17 protein-coding genes and 1 pseudogene are annotated in these 19,258 nt (G+C 67.8%); 7 read left to right on the forward strand and 11 right to left on the reverse strand.

Annotated features, from left to right (window positions below; genetic code table 11):
* Positions 1 to 52 precede the first annotated feature (52 nt).
* The 3 genes from ABDW31_RS03670 to ABDW31_RS03680 all read right to left on the reverse strand — a co-directional run bounded on the left by ABDW31_RS03670 (position 53) and on the right by ABDW31_RS03680 (position 1,491).
* Positions 53 to 334, reverse strand: a complete 282-nt coding sequence (locus ABDW31_RS03670) for a hypothetical protein (protein WP_343698290.1) — start codon at positions 332 to 334, stop codon at positions 53 to 55.
* Positions 335 to 555: 221 nt separating this feature from the next.
* Entirely contained in the window at positions 556 to 750 is a 195-nt protein-coding gene (locus ABDW31_RS03675; protein WP_184723574.1) for a KGG domain-containing protein, read from the reverse strand.
* Between the two features lie 99 nt (positions 751 to 849).
* Positions 850 to 1,491 (reverse strand): LysE/ArgO family amino acid transporter, encoded by a 642-nt coding sequence (locus ABDW31_RS03680; protein ID WP_343698291.1) that lies wholly within the window; start codon positions 1,489 to 1,491, stop codon positions 850 to 852.
* A gap of 68 nt (positions 1,492 to 1,559) precedes the next feature.
* On the opposite strand from ABDW31_RS03680, the gene ABDW31_RS03685 reads away from it, so the two are divergent.
* A complete protein-coding gene (locus ABDW31_RS03685; RefSeq protein ID WP_184715915.1) occupies positions 1,560 to 2,459 on the forward strand; it encodes a LysR family transcriptional regulator ArgP in 900 nt (299 codons plus the stop codon).
* 83 nt (positions 2,460 to 2,542) lie between these two features.
* Positions 2,543 to 4,057: an amino acid permease gene (locus tag ABDW31_RS03690; RefSeq protein ID WP_184715913.1), complete on the forward strand. Its 1,515-nt coding sequence runs from the start codon at positions 2,543 to 2,545 to the stop codon at positions 4,055 to 4,057.
* A 578-nt stretch (positions 4,058 to 4,635) separates the two neighbouring features.
* Here the strand turns inward: ABDW31_RS03690 and hisG are convergent.
* From hisG to hisS, 3 genes are read right to left on the reverse strand one after another with little or no spacing between them, the layout of a single operon-like run.
* Positions 4,636 to 5,595, reverse strand: a complete 960-nt coding sequence (gene hisG / locus ABDW31_RS03695; RefSeq protein ID WP_184715911.1) for an ATP phosphoribosyltransferase — start codon at positions 5,593 to 5,595, stop codon at positions 4,636 to 4,638.
* Positions 5,592 to 6,761: an ATP phosphoribosyltransferase regulatory subunit gene (locus ABDW31_RS03700; RefSeq protein WP_184715909.1), complete on the reverse strand. Its 1,170-nt coding sequence runs from the start codon at positions 6,759 to 6,761 to the stop codon at positions 5,592 to 5,594. The genes hisG and ABDW31_RS03700 overlap by 4 nt, the downstream gene beginning before the upstream one ends.
* Entirely contained in the window at positions 6,718 to 8,205 is a 1,488-nt protein-coding gene (gene hisS / locus ABDW31_RS03705; RefSeq protein WP_184715907.1) for a histidine--tRNA ligase, read from the reverse strand. Before hisS ends, ABDW31_RS03700 begins: the two co-directional genes overlap by 44 nt.
* 770 nt (positions 8,206 to 8,975) lie before the next feature.
* Here hisS and ABDW31_RS03710 point away from each other — a divergent pair.
* Positions 8,976 to 9,674 carry an FRG domain-containing protein gene (locus ABDW31_RS03710; RefSeq protein WP_343698306.1) on the forward strand — a complete coding sequence of 233 codons (699 nt, stop codon included), beginning with the start codon at positions 8,976 to 8,978 and terminating at the stop codon, positions 9,672 to 9,674.
* Positions 9,675 to 9,684: 10 nt separating this feature from the next.
* Here ABDW31_RS03710 and ABDW31_RS03715 read toward each other — a convergent pair.
* Together ABDW31_RS03715 and ABDW31_RS03720 are read right to left on the reverse strand one after the other, a co-directional pair.
* Positions 9,685 to 9,805, reverse strand: a pseudogene (locus ABDW31_RS03715) (hypothetical protein).
* On the reverse strand, positions 9,771 to 10,154 hold the full coding sequence (locus ABDW31_RS03720) for a DUF559 domain-containing protein (RefSeq protein ID WP_184715905.1): 384 nt from the start codon (positions 10,152 to 10,154) through the stop codon (positions 9,771 to 9,773). The pseudogene ABDW31_RS03715 and the gene ABDW31_RS03720 overlap by 35 nt, the downstream one beginning before the upstream one ends.
* Before the next feature lie 708 nt (positions 10,155 to 10,862).
* Here ABDW31_RS03720 and ABDW31_RS03725 point away from each other — a divergent pair.
* The gene (locus tag ABDW31_RS03725; RefSeq protein ID WP_184715903.1) at positions 10,863 to 11,063 is read left to right on the forward strand and encodes a hypothetical protein; all 201 of its coding nucleotides are present in this window, start codon (positions 10,863 to 10,865) and stop codon (positions 11,061 to 11,063) included.
* 182 nt (positions 11,064 to 11,245) lie between these two features.
* On the forward strand, positions 11,246 to 13,345 hold the full coding sequence (locus ABDW31_RS03730; protein ID WP_184723568.1) for a TonB-dependent receptor: 2,100 nt from the start codon (positions 11,246 to 11,248) through the stop codon (positions 13,343 to 13,345).
* On the opposite strand, the gene pgi is transcribed toward ABDW31_RS03730, so the two are convergent.
* On the reverse strand, positions 13,342 to 14,961 hold the full coding sequence (pgi, locus tag ABDW31_RS03735; RefSeq protein WP_184715901.1) for a glucose-6-phosphate isomerase: 1,620 nt from the start codon (positions 14,959 to 14,961) through the stop codon (positions 13,342 to 13,344). The two genes, ABDW31_RS03730 and pgi, sit on opposite strands and share 4 nt — an antisense overlap.
* A gap of 107 nt (positions 14,962 to 15,068) precedes the next feature.
* Between pgi and ABDW31_RS03740 the strand changes: the two genes are divergently transcribed.
* On the forward strand, positions 15,069 to 15,563 hold the full coding sequence (locus ABDW31_RS03740; RefSeq protein ID WP_184715899.1) for a hypothetical protein: 495 nt from the start codon (positions 15,069 to 15,071) through the stop codon (positions 15,561 to 15,563).
* A gap of 12 nt (positions 15,564 to 15,575) precedes the next feature.
* Here ABDW31_RS03740 and ABDW31_RS03745 read toward each other — a convergent pair whose 3' ends face one another.
* Positions 15,576 to 16,181: a thioredoxin family protein gene (locus ABDW31_RS03745; protein ID WP_184715896.1), complete on the reverse strand. Its 606-nt coding sequence runs from the start codon at positions 16,179 to 16,181 to the stop codon at positions 15,576 to 15,578.
* 179 nt (positions 16,182 to 16,360) lie between these two features.
* On the opposite strand from ABDW31_RS03745, the gene ABDW31_RS03750 reads away from it, so the two are divergent.
* Positions 16,361 to 17,092 (forward strand): DUF1353 domain-containing protein, encoded by a 732-nt coding sequence (locus ABDW31_RS03750; RefSeq protein WP_184715895.1) that lies wholly within the window; start codon positions 16,361 to 16,363, stop codon positions 17,090 to 17,092.
* Positions 17,093 to 17,096: 4 nt separating this feature from the next.
* On the opposite strand, the gene ABDW31_RS03755 is transcribed toward ABDW31_RS03750, so the two are convergent.
* Positions 17,097 to 19,256 (reverse strand): thioredoxin family protein, encoded by a 2,160-nt coding sequence (locus ABDW31_RS03755; protein ID WP_184715893.1) that lies wholly within the window; start codon positions 19,254 to 19,256, stop codon positions 17,097 to 17,099.
* Between the last annotated feature and the right edge of the window lie 2 nt (positions 19,257 to 19,258).

A 19,258-nucleotide genomic window follows, 5' to 3' on the forward strand; every position in this document is an offset into this window, starting at 1 on the left:
ATTCCGGAAAGCGCAGGTCGCCGCCCCCAACGCGGATGAAGGGCGCCGGCGCCTAACGCAGGCTGGTAGCGCTCTCGAAATAGGCCGTCGGGCTGCCTTCAGCGTGGGCGATGATCGAGACGTCGAAACCTTTGCCGTCATCCAACGCCAGATGCACCCGGCCTTCGCGGAAGGCGTCACGCATGACGTCGGGCGAGCCGGTTAGGCCGCCCTTGGCCGAGCGCTGGCCGCGGTTGTCGAGATAGTGCAGCGAAAAGGCCACGGGATGGGCCTGGCGGGCGATTGTCAGTTCGCCATTGCCGGTGTGGGGCGGTTTGGGAGTTTTAGCCATCATCCCTAAACGCGCCAAAGGCGCTTTGGGGGGCGACCAAAGCTTTGGGCGAAAAGAAGGGGCGCGGCCCGGCGATCGTCGGGGGGGGCGTTTTGCCGGGCCGCTGATGTCCCAAGCGCCACGTATGATGCTGTCTGGACGATAGGAAAAGTCGCCAGCCGGCGGTCGGTTCCGGGGTTTTCCCGCGAAGTCTGCGCCGCCGCTGACCGCGATCGCCGCGCCCTTCAGGCGTCGCGACGCAGGCTGGGTGAAGCCGAACCGCCGACGCGACCGGCGGACGCCGCCAGATCCCGGTTTTGCGAAAAGCTGCGCTTTTCGGCGGGGACCGAAGCGCCGCCCTTGGCGGCGATCTCGCGCCGCTTTTCCGGCGACATGGCGGCAAAGCCGCGCTTGGGCTTGATTTGGGTGTCGGTGCGCATAGCCATGTCAGCCTTCCAGTTTGCTTCCTGCAAGGACAAGCCGGAGAATCGGGCAAATGTTCCAATAGCTTAGCCTGATATCCGTCGTGACGCGTCAATTCACCCCGCCACGGCCCCGTGGATCAGGCTTCCCGCGAGGGTCAGCATCATGATGCCGATGCCGGTGTCGACGACGCGCCAGGCGATGGGCTTGGCGAACAGCGGGGCCAGAAAGCGCGCGCCGTAGCCCAGGGACGTGAACCACGTGAAACTGGCCAGGATCGCGCCGGCCGTGAACAGCGGGCGCTCGGCGGGCGGCAGGCTGGCGCCGACCGCGCCCGTCAGCATGACCGTATCGATGTAGACGTGCGGATTGAGGAAGGTGAAGGCGGCCGTGCCGGCCAGGGCCGCGCCCAGGGTCATACCGGCCTCCGCGCCGATCACCAGGGCCGAGGGGTTGGCCGCTCGCCGCAGGGCTGAGATCCCGTACCAGCCCAGGAACGCCGCCCCGCCCAGGGCCAGCACCAGCGACAGGCCCGGGATCAGGGCCAGCACCCCGCCCAGCCCGCTGACTCCGGCGATGATCAGGGTCGCGTCGGCGGCAGCGCAGAACAGCACGATCGGCAAGACGTGCTCTCGCTTCAGCCCCTGGCGCAGGACGAACATGTTCTGGGCGCCGATGGCGATGATCAGCCCGGCGGAGAGGAAGAAGCCCTTCACGAGGGCGGCGGAGGAGAAGGCAGGGAAGAGGTCGTGAGTCATGACGGCTTGATGCCGGCCCCCCGCGATGTAGTCTAACTCAGTTTCCTAAAGAAGATTTAGCCAGACTAATGCTCGATTATCCGTCCCTCGCCGCCGTGGCCGCCGTCGCCCGTGAGGGCAGTTTCGAGAAGGCCGCCGCCGTGCTGGGCGTGACGCCCTCAGCGGTGTCACAGCGCGTGAAGGGACTGGAGGAGCGGGTCGGGGCTATCCTGCTGACGCGCGGTGTTCCCTGCCGGCCCACCGAGATCGGCGCCAAGCTGTGCGCCCATGTCGAGCAGGTGCGGCTGCTGGAAAGCGAGGTCGCCCATGACCTGCCGGGCCTGGCCGGCCCCGCGCCGACGCCGTCGACGATCCGGGTCGCGGTCAATGCCGACAGCGTCAGCACCTGGTTCCCGGCCGCCGCCGCCGTGTTCGCCGAGCAGACCGGGGCGATGCTGGACCTGGTGCTGGAGGACGAGGCCCACACCGCCGACCGCCTGCGCTCGGGCGAGGTGCTGGCGGCGGTCACCGCCGATCCCACACCCGTGCCCGGCTGCAAGACCTATCCGCTGGGCGCTCTGGACTATGTCGCCGTCGCCAGTCCCGCCTACATGGCGCGAGTCTTTCCTGACGGTGTGGAGGCCGCAGGCCTCCGGGCCGCGCCGATCCTGCGCTTCGACCGCCGCGATCAACTGCAGGCGCGCTGGGCGGCCGAGGCCTGGGAGACGCGGATCGCCCCGCCCACCCACTGGACGCCCTCGACGCCCGGCATGCTGGACATGACCCTGGCCGGCCTGGGCTGGGCGACCACACCCGTGTCCATGGCCGCCCCGCACCTGGCCGCCGGTCGCCTGGTCGAGCTGCCGCCGGGGCGACGGATTTCGGTGTCGCTCTACTGGCAGCGCACCCGGCTGTCGGCCCGCCTGCTGGACGACCTGACCCAGGCCATTCGTGCGACGGCGGCAAAGGCTCTGACCGCCCCCGCCTAGGCGCTCTTGCGCCATCCTCCGGGCGAGCTAGGCTCCCCCTCAAAGCCCATGGGGAATGGGCACGAAAACTTGGGGCACTGTTCATGATCTTCGGACGCGTAAAACCGCTCGACGCCATTCTGGCGACGGCGGAAAAGAAGGCGCTACACCGCTCGTTGGGCGCCTTCCAACTGACCATGCTGGGCATCGGCGCGGTCATCGGCACCGGCATCTTCGTGCTGACCGCCGAGGCCGCCCAAAAGGCCGGCCCAGGCATGATGATCAGCTTCGTCATCGCCGCCGTGGTCTGCGCCATCGCCGCCCTGTGCTACGCCGAGATGGCGGCCATGGTGCCGGTGTCGGGCTCGGCCTACACCTACAGCTACGCCGTGATGGGCGAACTGCTGGCCTGGATGGTCGGCTGGGCGCTGATCCTGGAATATGCCGTCGCCGCTGGCGCGGTGTCGGTCGGCTGGTCCGGCTATGTGGTCGGCCTGATCGAGCACCTGACCGGGATCGACATTCCGAACACCCTGGTGCGCGGGCCGTTTGACGGCGGCTTCGTGAACCTGCCGGCGGCGGCCATCGCCCTGCTGGTCACCTGGCTGCTGGTCATCGGCACCCGCGAGAGCGCCATGGTCAACGCCGTGCTGGTGGCCATCAAGGTCTCGGCCCTGACGGCCTTCATCATCTTCGCCGTGCCGGTGATGAAGATGGAGAACTTCCAGCCGTTCTCGCCGCTGGGCTTTGGCGGGATCTCGGCCGCGGCCGCCTCGATCTTCTTTGCTTACGTCGGCTTCGACGCGGTCTCGACCGCGGCCGAGGAGACCAAGAACCCGCAGCGCAACATGCCCATCGGCCTGATCGGCTCGCTGCTGATCTGCACCGTCTTCTACGTGCTGGTCGCCGCCGGCGTGATCGGCGGCGTTGGCGCTCAGCCGATGCTGGGCGCTGACGGCGCAGGTCTGCGCCCTGGCAGCGCCGAGCTCAGCGCCGCCTGCTCGGCGATCGGCGACAACGCCGTGGTCTGCTCCAAGGAAGCCCTGGCCTGGACGCTTCGCCAGATCGGCTGGCCGCAGATCGGCAACCTGATCGGCCTCGCCGCCGGCCTGGCCCTGCCCTCGGTCATCCTGATGATGATGTTCGGCCAGACCCGGATCTTCTTCGTCATGAGCCGCGACGGCCTGCTGCCCGCCGTGTTCTCGAAGATCCACCCCAAGTTCCACACCCCGCACGTCATCACCGTGCTGACCGGCGTGTTCGTGGCCCTGTTCGCCGCCTTCTTCCCGGTGGGCGTGCTGGCCGACATCTCCAACTCGGGCACCCTGTTCGCCTTCGCCATGGTGTCGATCGCGGTCGTGGTGCTGCGCAAGACCGATCCGGGCCGCGCGCGTCCGTTCAAGGCCCCGATGGTGGCCATCGTCGGCCCGCTGTCGGCCCTCGGCTGCGCCTATCTGTTCTTCAGCCTGTCGCGCGAGACGATCATGCTGTTCTTCGGCTGGGCGATCGTCGGGATCGTGGTCTACTTCGCCTATGGCTACCGCAAGAGCCACCTGGGCCGCGGCGTGATCGACGTGCCGGAAACGGACGCCGACGCGCCCCCGCCGCCGGTGGGCTAAGGTTTCGGAGATAGGGTTTGGATTGGGGCGCTTCTCGCAAGGGGAGCGCCCTTTTTCTTTGCCCGCCTACAGCCGCTTCCCCGGCGAAAGCCGGGGCCCAGATCGAACCCGCTGCCTCTCGGGCGCGGCGCCGTCCCTGGGCGCGAACGCCCCAGCCTGCCCGGATGGATCTGGACCCCGGCATTCGCCGGGGAAACGGAGTGTGTGTGTGAGGACTGGATGGCGTGGATGTCGGACGAAAACCATCCGCCTCGGGCGCCTACAATTTTGACCAATCCGTCAAAACGGAAAACCAGGGCCCAGATACACCAAACCCGCCGCGGGGGATAATCGCGACGGGCTGGCTATTTTCTCGATCATTCGATCTAGGCGGGCGTTTCCTCCCCGAAACGCCGAAGAACGGGAGCTCTCTGTTGGGCTCGTTTCGTCCTTGCAGTGTCTAGAAACGTCAAATTCATGACGCTGTCAACGCGGGAATCCGTTTTCTGCAAAGGATTGGACGAATTTTTGACGCGAACGGCGTAGTTTCAGATGTTATCACCGTTCAGACAGCGCTATTTTGACACTGGCGTCAAAACTTACTTTCCCAGGGCCGCCGCGAAGCGATCCAGCACCGCCGACCGCGACTCGAACACATAGTCCGGACGCGACACGGTCACGGGCTCGACGCCCGCCGCCGCCAGGGCGGCCGCCGCATCGAAGAGATCGCCCGTCGCCAGCAGCGCGCCGTTGGCCCGGCGCGAGCCGCCCTTGGCGACGAAGTCGGCCACGGCGGCCTGAGCCGCTGCGTCTTGCTCGGCCGGCCAGACCAGGGTCGCCAGCTTGCCGGCGCGGCCCTTGGCCTCGACGACCGACAGCAAACGCTGCAACGAGCCAAGCTGTTCCGGCGCCCAGGCCGTCAGCAGCGAGGCGGTCAGCTGGGCCTGGCTCTTGAGGATCACCCCGTCCGACAGGATCTTCAGGCCGTTGGCCGCCAGGGTCGCGCCGGTGGTGGTGATGTCGACGACCAGCTCGGCGGCGCCGGCGGCCGGCGCCCCCTCGGTGGCGCCGCTGCTCTCGACGATGCGGTAGTCGGCCACGCCGTGGCGAGCGAAGAAGGCCCGGGTCTGGGTGACATACTTGGTCGCCACACGCAGACGGCGGCCGGTCTTGGCGAGGTGGGCGTGCCCGACCTCGTCGATATCGGCCATGGTGTCGACGTCCAGCCAGCTCTTGGGCGCGGTCACCACCAGGTCGGCGCGGCCAAAGCCCAGGGCCCGCAGCAGCATGACCCGGCTGTCCATGTCGTCGCCGCGCTCGCGCAGCAGGTCCTCGCCCGTGACGCCCAGGTGCAGGTCGCCGCTATCCAGGCCCGCGGCGATGTCGCCGGCCGACAGCAGCCGCACCGACACGCCGGGCAGGCCCGACAGCTCGGCCGAATAGCCGCGCGCGCCGCCGGTCATCTCCAGCTTGAAGCCGCAGTCGGCCAGCCAGGCCTCGACCTGGTCCTTCAGACGGCCCTTCGAAGGGATGGCGAAGATCATCGGTGCGCCGCTCATTCGCCGCCTCCCGCATAGGCGCGCGCCGGACGGACCATGCAGCCCACCGCGCCGGTGTTGGTGGAAAGGCCGAGCTTCGGCAGCAGGCCGTCATAGCGGCCGCCGGCGGCCACCGGACGCTCGTCGCCCAGGGCGGCCGAGCGCACCTCGAACAGCACGCCGTCATAGTAGCCGAAGGCCCGGCCGAAGGCGGCGGCCAGGGTCGCGTGGTCCAACGGCACGCCGCGCGCAGCCATGCCCTCCAGACGCGCCCGCCAAGCGGCGATGGCGGTCTTCAGCGCCCCGTCATTGGGACCGGCCAGGGCGACGATGGCCGACAGCGCCGCGTTCGGACGATCGGCGACGGCGAGGAAGGCGCGGACCTTGTCGGCTTGCGCGGCGTCCAGGCGACCAGCCTTGGCGGCCTCGGCCCGCTCCACGAGCCGGCGGGCGATCTCGGCCGGACGGCGACCGCCGACGGGCTCGATGCCGGCCAGCGACCACAGCTCCTGCAGGACCTGGGCGGCTTCGGCCTCGGGCAGGCCCGCCAGCAGCGAGGCGATGCGGCTCTGCTCGCCCGACAGCGGCGCGGCGGCCTCGCCGTCCAGCTCGGCCTTCAGCTGCCGCGGCTTGGCGAAGGCGCGCTTCAGGCGCGCGGCCAGGGGCGCAGCCAGGTCCAGGCTGTCGACGAAGGCGGCAAACAGCGAGACATCGCCCAGGATCAGCGACAGGTCCGATCGTCCGCCGGCGGCCGAGGCCGCCCAGGCCAGGGCGGCGATCTCGGCGTCGGCGGCCACGGGATCGCCCGCTTCAAAGGCCTCGACGCCGATCTGCAGGAACTCCTCAGCCCGATCCGTGCCGCGCGGGGCGACGCGGAACGCCTTGCCCTCATAGCGGTAGCGGCCGGCCTGGTTCTGGGCGCGCGCGACAGCAACGGTGAAGTCCGGCCGCAGGCAGGCCTCCTCGCCGCCGTCACCGGACACCACGAACAGCCGCGAACGCATCGCCTCGCCGGTCAGGTCCAGCAGCAGACCCAAGGGCTGCAGCACCGGCGCGTCGGTCAGGGTCGCCCCTGCGGCCAGCAGGGGAGCGCGGATGGCGTCGAGCGCCTCCGCCGGAATGGAACGCTCGAGCCTCAATGAACTAGCCCCCGATGATCTTCTGAACCGCGGCGACCAGCTGGTCACGCGGGATGGTCTGCTGGCCGGGCCGCTCGGCCTTCCAGGCGGCGTTGTCGGACAGGCCCTGGGCGGCCAGGCGGCCAGCGTCCAGGTCCTTGATCGTCACCGTGCCGGCCGCGATCTCGTCGCCGCCCAGCATGACGACGGCCGGCGCGTTGCGGCGATCGGCATATTTCATCTGCGGCTTCATGCCCGAGGTCCCCAGATAGACCTCGGCCGCGATGCCCGCCGCCCGCAGCTGTCCGACCACGGAGAAGTATTCCGGCATGTGCGCCTGGTCGAAGGTGATCACCACCACCGGCCCGCGCGCCTCGCCGCCCGGCTCGCGCCCGGCCGCCCGCAGCGCCGCCGCCAGGCGGGTGACGCCGAACGAGAAGCCCGTGGCCGGCGTCGCCGTGCCCGTGAACCGCGCCACCAGGTCGTCATAGCGCCCGCCGCCGCCGATCGAGCCGAACGAGACCTTGGCCCCCTTCTCGTCCGTGGTTTGCAGCAGCAGCTCGGCCTCGAACACCGCGCCGGTGTAGTATTCCAGACCCCGGACGATCGACGGATCGATGAAGGCCTGATCGTCGGCGATGCCCAGGCTGGTCAGGGCGGCGTCGATCCGCGACAGCTCCAGCAGGCCCTCGTCGCCCTCGGCCGAGCCGCCGATGACCTTGGCCAGATTGTCCAGCGTCGCCGCCCGACCGCCGGCTCCGGCCTGAACAAAGTCCAGCACCGAGTCGACCGCCTTGCCCTTCAGGCCCGCGCCCTTGGTGAAGTCGCCGCTCTCGTCCAGCCGCCCCTCGCCCAGCAGCAGCCGCACGCCCTCGACGCCCAGGCGGTCCAGCTTGTCGACCGCGCGCAGCACCGCCAGCTTCTGGCCCGCGCTGTCGGCGCCCGCCGCCGTCAGCAGGCCGTTCAGCAGCTTGCGATTATTGATCTTCAGCACCGCCGCGCCGCGCGGCAGGCCGGCCGCTTCCAGCCCCTCGACCGCCATGGCGATGATCTCGGCGTCAGCCTCCGGACGGGCCGAGCCCACCGTGTCGGCGTCGCACTGGATGAACTGACGGAAGCGCCCCGGACCCGGCTTCTCGTTGCGCCACACCGGACCGAAGGCATAGCGGCGGAACGGCTTGGGCAGGGTCTCCCAGTTCTGGGCCGCGAACCGGGCCAGCGGCGCGGTCAGGTCGTAGCGCAGCGCCATCCACTGCTCGTCATCGTCCTGCAGGGCGAAAACGCCCTCGTTCGGCCGGTCGCTGTCGGGCAGGAACTTGCCCAGAGCGTCAGCATATTCGAACGCCCCGGTATCCAGCGCCTCGAAGCCGTAGCGCTCATAGACCGCCGACACCGCCTCCAGGATCGCCCGCTCGGCCCGCAGGTCGCGCGCGCGCTTGTCGGCAAAGCCGCGGGGCGCGCGGGCTTCGGGGCGGAAGGTCTGTTCGGGCGTGTCGGAAGTGTCGTCGGTCATCGGCGTCGGTCCTAAAGGGTCTAGGCTTCGACGGATGGCGCTTATGCCAAGCCCCATCCGCTAGGCGGGGCTCTGGCTGGGTCGCTCGGCTTTAGAGCGTGCGGACCCGGCCGATCCCGCGAGGCGAGGTCGGATGGTGGTGGCAGCCGTGGTGATGCGGTGCGCGGGTCATCGGGGCGGGGTGTAGCCTAGTGGGGGAGAGAGGGAAAGGGGGAAGGCCAAAGCCCCAACAAAGTCTGAGCTACGCAAGCGCCCGCGGTACGCTTCCTCAAAAAGACCAAGCTGCACCCACCCATTGATCGGGAGAACACAACTCTCCTAGGCTTGACCCAGAAAAGGGGGCGACAGATGACGCAGAGCATGAGCGGCCAATGGACTGGTCAAGTCGAGGGAGCGTCACCCGGCCTAGGTGTTTTGGAATTAGATGATTTCGGCTTGGAAATCAGAGGGATAGCATATCACTTCCCAGATGATAGCAGACTGCCTGGATGCACTGTACGCTTCTCATTACCCAATAGAGACCGCAAGCAGATTGTAGAGGGAGCAACACTAACTCCACTAAATCCCAATAACGGCTTCCTACTTGGATCCACGGATTTACACGAGCAATATCCAAATACCGAAATTGGCCAGACAGCTGACCATCCATCGAGTTCGATCCGAATGGCGATGTTATTTTCTCTTACAAGACAACCATCTCTAGCGGGGGAGGAAAATTATACAAAAGCCTCGCCGGTACCCCGTCAGCACTCCAAGCGCATCCCGACGTAATTTCCTGGGCATCGTTCAAAGAATGGGCGTTCGCAGTTGAACCTCAGAGGTACTTCTATCGCGGACAGTGCGCACCAAAGCGCCTCCGAACCTCCTTTCATCGCACAAATCGTAAGAATTTAGCCTGGTATAGAGACTGGGACATAAACGAAATGCGGCGTGTTCTTAGCGCCCAGCTACAGCATTTCTTTGATACTCGTGATGCAGATCAGAACGGAGCCTTCTACAATCTTTTGCAGCACCACGGTTATCCAACACCACTTCTGGATTGGTCCTTATCGCCATTCGTAGCGGCATACTTCGCTTTTTGCGCCAAACCTGGAGACCGGAAACCCGAGGAGGTCGTCAGAATATATATCTTGGATGCGAAACATTGGCGGAACGACACGATTCAAAAGCCATCCATAGCTTACGCACCACCGCATTTTTCGATTTTGGAATTCCACTCAATCGAAAACCATAGAATGGTCCCTCAACAAGCCAAAGCAACTCTGACGAACATAGATGACATCGAGAGCTATATTGTCGCGATGGGAGTTCTAAATAAGAAAGAATATTTGATGGCCGTGGACCTACCACTGGCGGATCGCGCTCAAGCGCTCTCGGATTTGAACCTCATGGGGATCAACGCGGGCTCTCTATTCCCCGGCATCGACGGAACGTGCGAAGCGATGCGCTATCGGAATTTTGAGCCGTAGCGCTCTCGCGCTACTGCCCCTCTCCCCTTGCGGGAGAGGGTGGCCCGCAGAGCGGGTCGGGTGAGGGGTTGAAGGACGGGGACGGTTATCGACCCCTCATCCGTCGGCTGCGCCGACACCTTCTCCCGCAAGGGGAGAAGGGAGAGTAGCGGCGCAGGCGTCTTGGATGGCGCCCAGGACGCGGCCGGGGTCGCCCTGGATCTGGGCGTTGGTGAAGCGCATCACGCGGAAACCCTGGCTGCGCAGCCAGGCGCCGCGGACCTCATCGGTGAGCGAGTCCTGGTGATGCGGGCCGTCGGCTTCGACGATCAGGCGATGGCGCAGGCAGACGAAGTCGACGACGTAGCGGCCGAGCGGGACCTGGCGGCGGAACTTCAGATTATCGAGGCGGCGGTCGCGGAGGAGGCGCCAGAGCAGCCGCTCTGTCGCCGGGGCGTTGCGGCGGAGGTGGCGCGCGAAGGTGGTTGGGCGATCAACCATGGATAGAACATATGGAGAACATGCACTGAGAGCAATCCCTCTCCCCTTGCGGGAAAGGGTGGCCGCCGGAGGCGGTCGGGTGAGGGCTTCCCCCTCATCCGTCAGCTTCGCTGACACCTTCTCCCACAAGGGGAGAAGGGGGAGCCACGAGCGTTCAGCGGCGCCTGTCCTCGGTGTTCGCCGCCTCGAACCCCACGAAATCAACGACTTCCCACTTTCTCACCACCCCGAACGCACGGCGCCCACCACCGCCCCATACTTCTCCTCGCCCGATCGCTGGGGAGGCCGTCCAGCTGGCGACCTGACGGGCGGTGTGGGGCGGTCGAGCGGGTAGCGCTGGTCGGGGTCTCTTCGGGGACGCCTTCGCGACGGATCCAGTGGCAGGTTCCTTGAAACACAGGACGAAGCCCTGGCGGCGAAGGTTCGAACGGCGCGCCAGGCGCGGGCTGAAATCGCTCGCGCGGTCCGGGAGGGTCGCTTGTCCTCCCGCCCGCCGGAGGCCTCCGTCAGGAGCGGGTTAAGACCCCGCGCCCTGAAGGCTTCCGCGTCAGACGACCGCGCGGAGCGCCCAGTTCACGTCGAAACGGTACTCCTCAACAAACCTTCCGGGCGCGTCCCGGACGCTTCGCCGCCTCCCCAGCCTGCCGGCCTTTCCGGCGGAAGACCGTCGCCTTGCGCCTTCCCTCACCCATCCGATTGGAGCCCATCATGTCGAAGTCCAGGTCGAAGTCCGCGCCCCGCAAGACCGCCCCCATCACGGAAGCTTCTTCCGCCTTGGAAGTCATGCGGGCCAACCTCATGATCCGCATGGAGATCATTCGCCGGGAGGCCTATGCGGAACATCAGGCCTTGCGCCAGCAACTGGCCGAAACCCCGCCTGTTCCCGCCACGCCTCTTGGGGACGACTGATCGGCGATCACTATACCTGCCCCAGCAAGTCTATGCCCAATCTGATATAGACCTGCCCGCGCGGGGCGCCCTATCTCTCCATGAACATCCTGTAATGATGTCGCCGATGTAACGCACCTTTCGGCCTTGTAACTTGAGATGAACGGTCGCCGACGCCAGACATCTCCTCGAAGAGGGGAAGACTGATGACGAAGACCATGCTGCTGGCCACGGCGGCCACGCTGCTGCTGAGCGGCGTCGCATATGCGGGTGAAGCGGCCACGACGCCGGCGGGGGCCGGCCAGGCCGCCGCCGTGAACCCGGTCCCGACCGGCCCGACGTCTGAGAAGCCGATGGACGACGCCGCCCAGAAGGGCGTGCTGGTCTTCCAGCCCGAGTTCTTCGCTGCCCAGCGCCCGAACACGGCGCTGGAGATGGTCCAGCGGGTGCCGGGCTTCTCGGTCAATGACGGCTCGGGCAATCGCGGCTTCGAGGGCGCGGCCGGCAACATCCTGATCAATGGCGACCGTCCGGCCTCGAAGAACGACACCGGCTCGAACGTGCTGGGCCGCACCCAGGCCAACCGCGTCGAGCGCATCGAGCTGATCCGCGGCGGCGCGCCGGGCGTCGACATGCAGGGCTATGCGGTCGTCGTGAACGTGGTGCTGAAGAAGGGCGCCAGCCGTCAGTCGATCCTGACCTGGAACGCCCAGATCTTCGACGGCGGCCGCGACATCTACGGCGGCAGCTACCAGTTCACCGCCACCAATGGCGACAAGAGCTGGGGCGTCACGCTCAGCGACGGCACCAGCTCCAGCGACAGCAACGGCCCGGGCCGCAATGTGCGCCACGACGGGGCCGGCAAGCTGATCCGCGACGAGGCCTATCTGAACGACGGCTGGGGCGGCAGCAACGCCGTGCGCGGCAACTATTCGGGTCCCCTGGCCGGCGGCAAGGTCGAGGCCACGGCCCGCTACGGGATCAGCGACTGGAACCAGTGGCAGACCCTGCAGTCGCCGCTGGCCCTGCGCCGCAGCGCCTATAACGACGACTACAAGTTCGGCGAGCTGGGCCTGACCTGGAACCGCCCGCTGGCCCCGCGCTGGACGCTGGAGACCCGCGCCCAGCACAGCTTCGAGAACGGCGACGAGGTCTCGACCAGCGACGAGACCCTGGGCGGCGCGGCCAGCCCGCAACAGCGCTTCACCGCCGACATCAAGAGCTCGGAATCGATCCTGCGCGCGCTGGTGCGCCATGACTTCGGCCGTGGGCTGACGATCGAGGCCGGCGGCGAGACGGCCTACAACATGCTGGACACCAAGCAGGCCTTCACGGTGGGCGGCGCGGCGGTGGCCCTGCCCAGCGCCTCGGTCAAGGTCGAGGAGCTGCGCGGCGAGGCCTTCACCAAGGCGACCTGGCGGGTCAACCCGAAGCTGACCCTGGAAGGCGGGCTGCGGCTGGAGAAGTCGACCATCGAGCAGTCGGGCGACGCCGACCAGAAGAAGAGCTTCTTCTACGCCAAGCCGCGCTTCCAGGCGACGTGGACGCCGGCAGCCGGCAACCAGGTGCGCTTGCGGTTCGAGCGCGAGCTGGGCCAGCTGGAGTTCAGCGACTTCGCCGCCTCGGCCGAGCTGGAGGACAACACCGTCTATGGCGGCAATGTCGACCTGGCGCCCGAGCAGCGTTGGATCAGCGAGATCACCTATGAGCGCCGCTTCTGGGGCGAGGGCGTGATCTCGATCGGCTATCGCCACGACGAGATCATCGGGGTGATCGACCAGCTGCCCCTGCCCGGCAACCTGTCGGCGACGGGCAATATCGGCGACGCCACCCTGGACCGCCTGTCGGTCAACATCGTGGTGCCGACCGACAAGTTCGGCATCAAGGGCGGCCGGTTCACGTTCAAGAACGACTGGAACGAGACCCATGTGACCGACCCGACGACCGGCAAGGACAGGCCGATCTCGGGCGTTCGTCCGACCCAGGCCAATATCGGCTTCATCCAGGACGTGCTGCCCTGGAAGATCCAGTGGGGCGTCAACTGGCTGCCGCTGCTGGGCTCGGGCACCTATGGCCCCGACCAGACCAATGTCTGGCGCGGCGCGCAGTATTACGAGGGCTTCGTCGAGTACAAGCCGACCCCGACCTGGGCGATCCGCGCCCAGCTGAACCTGTGGGACGACTACACGATCCGCCGCACGGTCTTCGCCGACCGGGCCACGGAACGCGCCGTGGCCTTCGTCGAGGACCGTGCGATCAATCCCCGAACCTTCGTGACGGTCCGGGTGCGGAAGACGTTCTAGCGGCGCAGCCGCTCGACCAGGGCCGTGGTCGAGGGATCGTGGTCGCCGGAGGCGCGGTCGGTGAGCTCGGGCAGGATGCGATTGGCCATCACCTTGCCCAGCTCGACCCCCCACTGGTCGAAGCTGTTGATCCCCCAGATGACGCCCTCGACGAAGGTCTTGTGCTCATAGAGGGCGATCAGGGCGCCGAAGGTCTGGGGCGTCAGGCGCTCCAGGATGACCATGGTCGACGGACGGTTGCCGGCGAAGGTGCGCTGCGGGGCCAGGGTGGCGATCTCGGCGTCGGGCACGCCCTTGGCCTGCAACTCGGCGACGACGTCTTCCGTGGTCCGGCCGACCATGAAGGCCTCGGCCTGGGCCAGCAGGTTCGACAGCAGCTTCTCGTGCATGCCGGCCGGACCTTCGGTACTCCGAGCGACACCAATCAGCTCCATCGGCGTGATGTCGGTGCCCTGGTGCATGCACTGGAAATAGGCGTGCTGGACGTTCGTGCCCTCGTCGCCGAAGACGACGGTGGCCGTGCCGCGCTGGGCCGGCTTGCCGTCCGGGCCGACCGACTTGCCGTTCGATTCCATCTCCAGCTGCTGCAGGAACGAGGCCAGGCGGCGCAGGCGGTGCGAATAGGGCACGACCGAGCGGGCGCGGCGGTCCAGGCCGTTGCGATTGAAGATCTGGGCCAGGGCGACCAGCACCGCAGCGTTCTTGTCCAGCGGGGCGCTGCGGAAGTGCTCGTCCATGGCCGCGCCGCCGTCGAGGAAGCCCTGGAAGGCGTCCCAACCCGCTGCGACGGCCACCGACAGGCTCACCGACGACCACAGCGAATAGCGGCCGCCGACCCAGTCCCAGAAGCCGAACACCCGCTCGTCGGGCACGCCGAAGGCGGCGGTCTTGTCGAGCGCGGTCGAGATGGCGGCCAGGTGCTGGTTCGCGCCGTCTTCACCCAGGGCCTCGACCAGCCAGGCGCGGGCCGCGGCGGCGTTGGACATGGTCTCCTGCGTCGTGAAGGTCTTGGAGACCACCATGACCAGGGTCTCTTCCGGATCCATGTCGGCCGTCGTCAGGGCGAACTCGGCGCCGTCGACATTGGCGATGAAGCGCAGGTCGATGTCGGGGCGGATCGGGCGCAGGGCGTCCCACAGCAGGCGGGGGCCCAGGTCCGAACCGCCGATGCCGATGTGCAGGATGGCCTTGAACGGCTTGCCGGTCGCGCCCTTGATCTGGCCCGAGCGGACCGCCTCGGCGAAGGCCTTCATCCGCTGGCGTACGCTCTCGACCTCGGCCATGACCGGCTGGCCCTGGGCCTTGAAGTCCGCATCGGCCGGGGCGCGAAGGGCGGTGTGCAGGACGGCGCGGCCCTCGGAGGAATTGATCGCCTCGCCCCCGAACATCCGGGCCCGGGCGCCTTCGACGTCGGCGGCATGGGCCAGGTCCAGGGCGGCCTCAAGGCCGGCCTCGTCCCAGGCCTGTTTCGACAGGTCGAGATGCAGGCCGGCGACGTCCAGGGTCAGCGCTTCCAGCCGTCCCGGCTCGGTCTCGAAGAACTCGACGATACGCTTTTCGCCCGCGGCCTTGGCGGCGTCTTCCAGGCGGGTCCAGGCGGCGTCGAGATTGGCCATGAGCGGTCCTCTGAAGATTGGTAAATCGGTGTTTACGCGAAGCGGCTTATCAAACGCACGCCGCCCCGTCATGGGCAGACCCATGACGTTTTCTGCGGGAGTATCAGATGTCCTGTGACGCCGTCGCCTTTTCCGCCATGCTATGGATGGCTTCGTTCAATCCAGGGCAGACTGCCGGGCCGGCGCCCGCGGTGATACAGCAGCCTGCCGTGCCGCAATCGGTCGCGGGCGAGCCCCTGTTCCAGGACATCGTCAAGCGCGCCGCCCAGCTCAAGGCCCAGACCGAGGCCTATCGCAAGGCCCTGGCCGGCGGCGATCCCGCCGCCGGCGCCAAGCCGCTGAAGGGCTTCGACGCCTTCTCGGCCAAGATCGGCGCGCTGTCGGCGCTGGACATGAAGGGCCACATCTCGCTGCGTGACAGGGGCGCGGTCGACGACCTCAAGTGCATCCTGCGCGGCATCAGCCAAGACCTGCCCGAGAAGCTGACCGCCATGGGCGCGGCCAAGACCCTCAAGGACCAGGACCTAGCGCTGCGCGACATGGTCTATCTGCTGAACGACAACGTCGAGGTCATCACGGCGCCGCCCCAACCCGCGGCTTAAAAAGCCGGCGGCTTAAGCGTCCTTGTATTTCACCGCGCAGCCGTAGGGCGTGACGAACGGGGTGGCGACCTTGCGGCCGGCCTTCACGTCGGCCAGGGCAGCCGAGACCATGTTCCTGGCGGTCTTCAGGTCCTCGACCTTGGTGGTCGGGATGTCATCGATGGCGCCCTCGTAGACCACCTGCCCGGCCTTATCGATGACGAACATGTGCGGCGTAGTCTTGGCCTTGTAGGCCGTGGCGATCTTGCCCTCGCCGTCCAGCAGCAGCGTGGTCGGCTTGGCGCCGCGGCTGTCCATCCAGGTCTTGGCGGCCGCGCCGTCGGCGAAATGGCCCTGCTTGCCCTGGGCCGACGAGGCGATCGTCAGCCACACCACGCCGTCGGCGCGGGCGGCCTGCTGCAGCCCCTGCATGTTCCCCGAATAGTGCTTCTTCACATAGGGGCAACCCTCGTTGACCCACTCCAGCACCACGGTCTTGCCGCGGAACTCCGACAGCGAGCGGGTCTTGCCGTCGACGTCCACCGCGGTGAACTCTGGCGCGGGCTTGGCGAAGGCGACGGACGGGACCAGAGCGGCCAGCGGCAGGCCGGCGGCGACGAGACGGCGAGTGAGCGACATGGCGGTTCTCCTGAGCTGGAAGCCCCCGTCGGCGATCCTGTCACGGATCGTCGCTATGCGAAACGGTCGCAGACGCAATCGCCGGAACGGCCGAAACTTCGCCATTCTTGCTTGATCTAGGGGGGCTCGGCGCTCAGAAGATCGCCCTGCTCAACCTCCGCTCGTTTTCTCCGCGATCCATGTCCCGTTCAAAGCTTATCGCTGCGTCTGTCGCGCTCGGCCTGGTCCTGACCGGCTGCGCCACCGAGACCAACACCACCGTCTATGTGCCGGTCACGGCCCCGACGCCGCCCAGCTCGCTGACGCCGCAGCCGATCATGCTGTTCAACCAGACCAAGGACGGCCGCAAGCTGTTCACCCTGGACGCCGAGTTCCCCTATTGCGATGTCGAGACGGGCAAGGTGATCGTCGTGCCGCGCTGGTACGTCACCGACTTCGCCAGCGTGCCCTGGTACGGCCAGGCCTTCATCGACCCGCAGGGGCCGACGGCGCGGGCGGCGATCGTCCACGACTGGCTCTACACGATCGGCGAGCCGGGCAAGCGCGAAGAGGCTGACCAGATCTTCCTGCGGGCCATGCTGCGCTACGGCGTGCCGCAGTTCCAGGCCAACATCGCCTATCAGGCCGTGCGGCTGGGCGGCGAGAAGGGCTACGGCCTGCCCGGCGACTGGCGGTTCGTGGACCCGAAGAACCAGCTGCTGCGACAGCCGGCCCCGTTCGCCAAGCCGCGCGTCGGCATGGTCCGCTACTTCCCGCGCTGCCAGGGCTTCACGCCGCTGATCCAGAGCGGCTGGCGGGCCTATCCGGTCAAGGTCGCTGCGCCGGTGATCCCGCCGCCACTGGTCGTGACCAAGACCCCGCTGGACAAGGTCAAGGGCAAGCTGCCCTTCGGCGGCGACAAGAAGAAGTAGGCCTTTAAGTCCCGGCCTTCTCGATCGCCTCGATCACCATGCCCTCGGTCAGCAGCTGGGGCAGGATGACCGGCTGGCCGCCGCCCTTGGGATAAACCACGTACAGCGGCACCCCGACCCGGCCGAAGTCGGCCAGGGCCTTGGCGATGACCGGGTCGCGATTGGTCCAGTCGGCCTTCAGATAGACGGCGTCCTGGGCCTTGAAGGCCTCGGCGACCTTCGACCCCGACAGGGCGATCTTCTCATTGACCTGGCAGGTCACGCACCAGGCGGCGGTGAAGTCGACCAGCACCGGACGGCCGGCGGCCTGCAGCTCGGCGACCTTCTCCGGTGACCAGACTTCCGAGGCCAGGCCAGGACCGGAAGGCATCTCGGCCGAAGTCGACGTCGCGGCGGCGGGCGGCGGCTGGGCGGCCAGCGCGCCGAAGGTTGCGACGGTGATCGCCAGGCCCAGCGCCACCAGGGCGACCAGGATCGAGACCAGGGTCGGCTTGCCCGCGGCGCGGCGCGCCTGCGCCAGACCATAGAGCCAGGCGGCGAACGCGGCCAGGACGCCGGCGCCCAGCAGGTGCGCCAGCGACAGCGAGCCGGACTGCTGGGCGAACACCCAGACCAGCCACAGGGCCGCGCCGTACATCGGGAAGGCCAGGCCTTTCTTCAGCACATCCATCCAGGCGCCGGGGCGCGGCAGGCGCTTGAGCACGCCAGGCACGAAGGCGACCAGCACGAAGGGCGCGGCAAAGCCCAGGGCCAGGGCCAGGAAAACCGACAGCGCCACCAGGGTCGGCTGGGTCAGGGCAAAGCCCAGGGCGCCGGCCATGAACGGCGCGGTGCAGGGCGCGGCGACCACAACGGCCAGCGCGCCGGTGAAGAAGGCGCCGGTGACACCGCCCTTGGACGAGGCGCCGGTCCCGACGCCCTGGACCGAGGTCCCGATCTCGAAGACGCCCGACATGTTCAAAGCGACCAGCAGCATCAGCAGGGCCAGGCCCGCGATCACCACCGGCGACTGCAGCTGGAAGCCCCAGCCCACCGCCGAACCGCCGGCCCGCACGGCCAGCAGCAGGCCGGCCAAGACCAGGAAGGTCGCCACAACGCCAACCAGGAAGGCCAGCCCTTGCACCCGCACCTTGCCTGCGTCGTGGGCGTGGCCGGCCAGGCTGGCGGCTTTCATCGACAGCACCGGGAAGACGCACGGCATCAGGTTCAGGATCAGCCCGCCGACGAAGGCGAACAGCAGCGCTCCGACGAGGCCGCCTGCGACGCCGGTCGCCGGCGCGGTCTCGGTCGGCGGCGCGCCCAGGCCCATGGCGGCGGCCGGCGGATCACCCGCCGTCGCCGTCACTTCCCAGGCCCCGGCCTTGGTGGAGATCACGCCCGCCAGTTCGGTCGGGGGCGTGCCGCCGCCGACGAAGTCATAGCCGGCCTTGACCGACAGGGTCAGACCTTCGGGACCGCGCTCGATCGCCTGCTCGGCGGAATGCTCCAGGACCTTGGGCGAATAGGGGAAGAAATAGGCTCCGGCCAGGTCGGCGCCCTTCAGCGGACCGCCGGTGATGGCCAGTTTCAGCGTCTCGCCGTCCAGCTTGAACATCGCCTTCAGGCCCGCAGGCTTCGGCGCCTTGGCCAGCACCTCGCCGACGACCTTGCCCCATTTGGGATCGGCCGAGGGCGCGCCGGCCACGACCGGCAGCAGCAGGGTCAGCTTGGCCTCCTCGGGCACGCAGACCTGCTCGCAGACCAGGTAGAAGACGTCGGCCGTCAGGCTGACGGTCGTCCCGGCCTGGGCGTTGGCCGCCGCGGTGATCGGCACCGGGATCAGCACCTCGCCCTCATAGGCATAGTCGAGGAGCGGGCCCAGGCGCGCCTTCTGCGGCGTCGGCCAGACCATGTCGCCGGCGCTCCAGCCGTCCGGCAGGGTCCAGGTGATCTTGGTCGCCTCGCCCGCGTCGCCCGGATTGCGCCAATAGGTGTGCCAGTGCTCCTGGATCCTCTGGCGCAGGGCGACATAGACCGTGCCGCCCGGCGCGATGCCGGCTTCCTGCGCGACCAGCTCCGACTCGATGTGGCCGGAGTTGACCACGGGCCCGGCGAAGGCCGCGCCAGCCAAGACGCTCGCGGCGATCAGGGCCTGCAGGGCGAGGACGGCTTTCTTCAGGAACATGC

The organism is Caulobacter sp. (genome assembly GCF_039596335.1).
Lineage (GTDB): Bacteria > Pseudomonadota > Alphaproteobacteria > Caulobacterales > Caulobacteraceae > Caulobacter.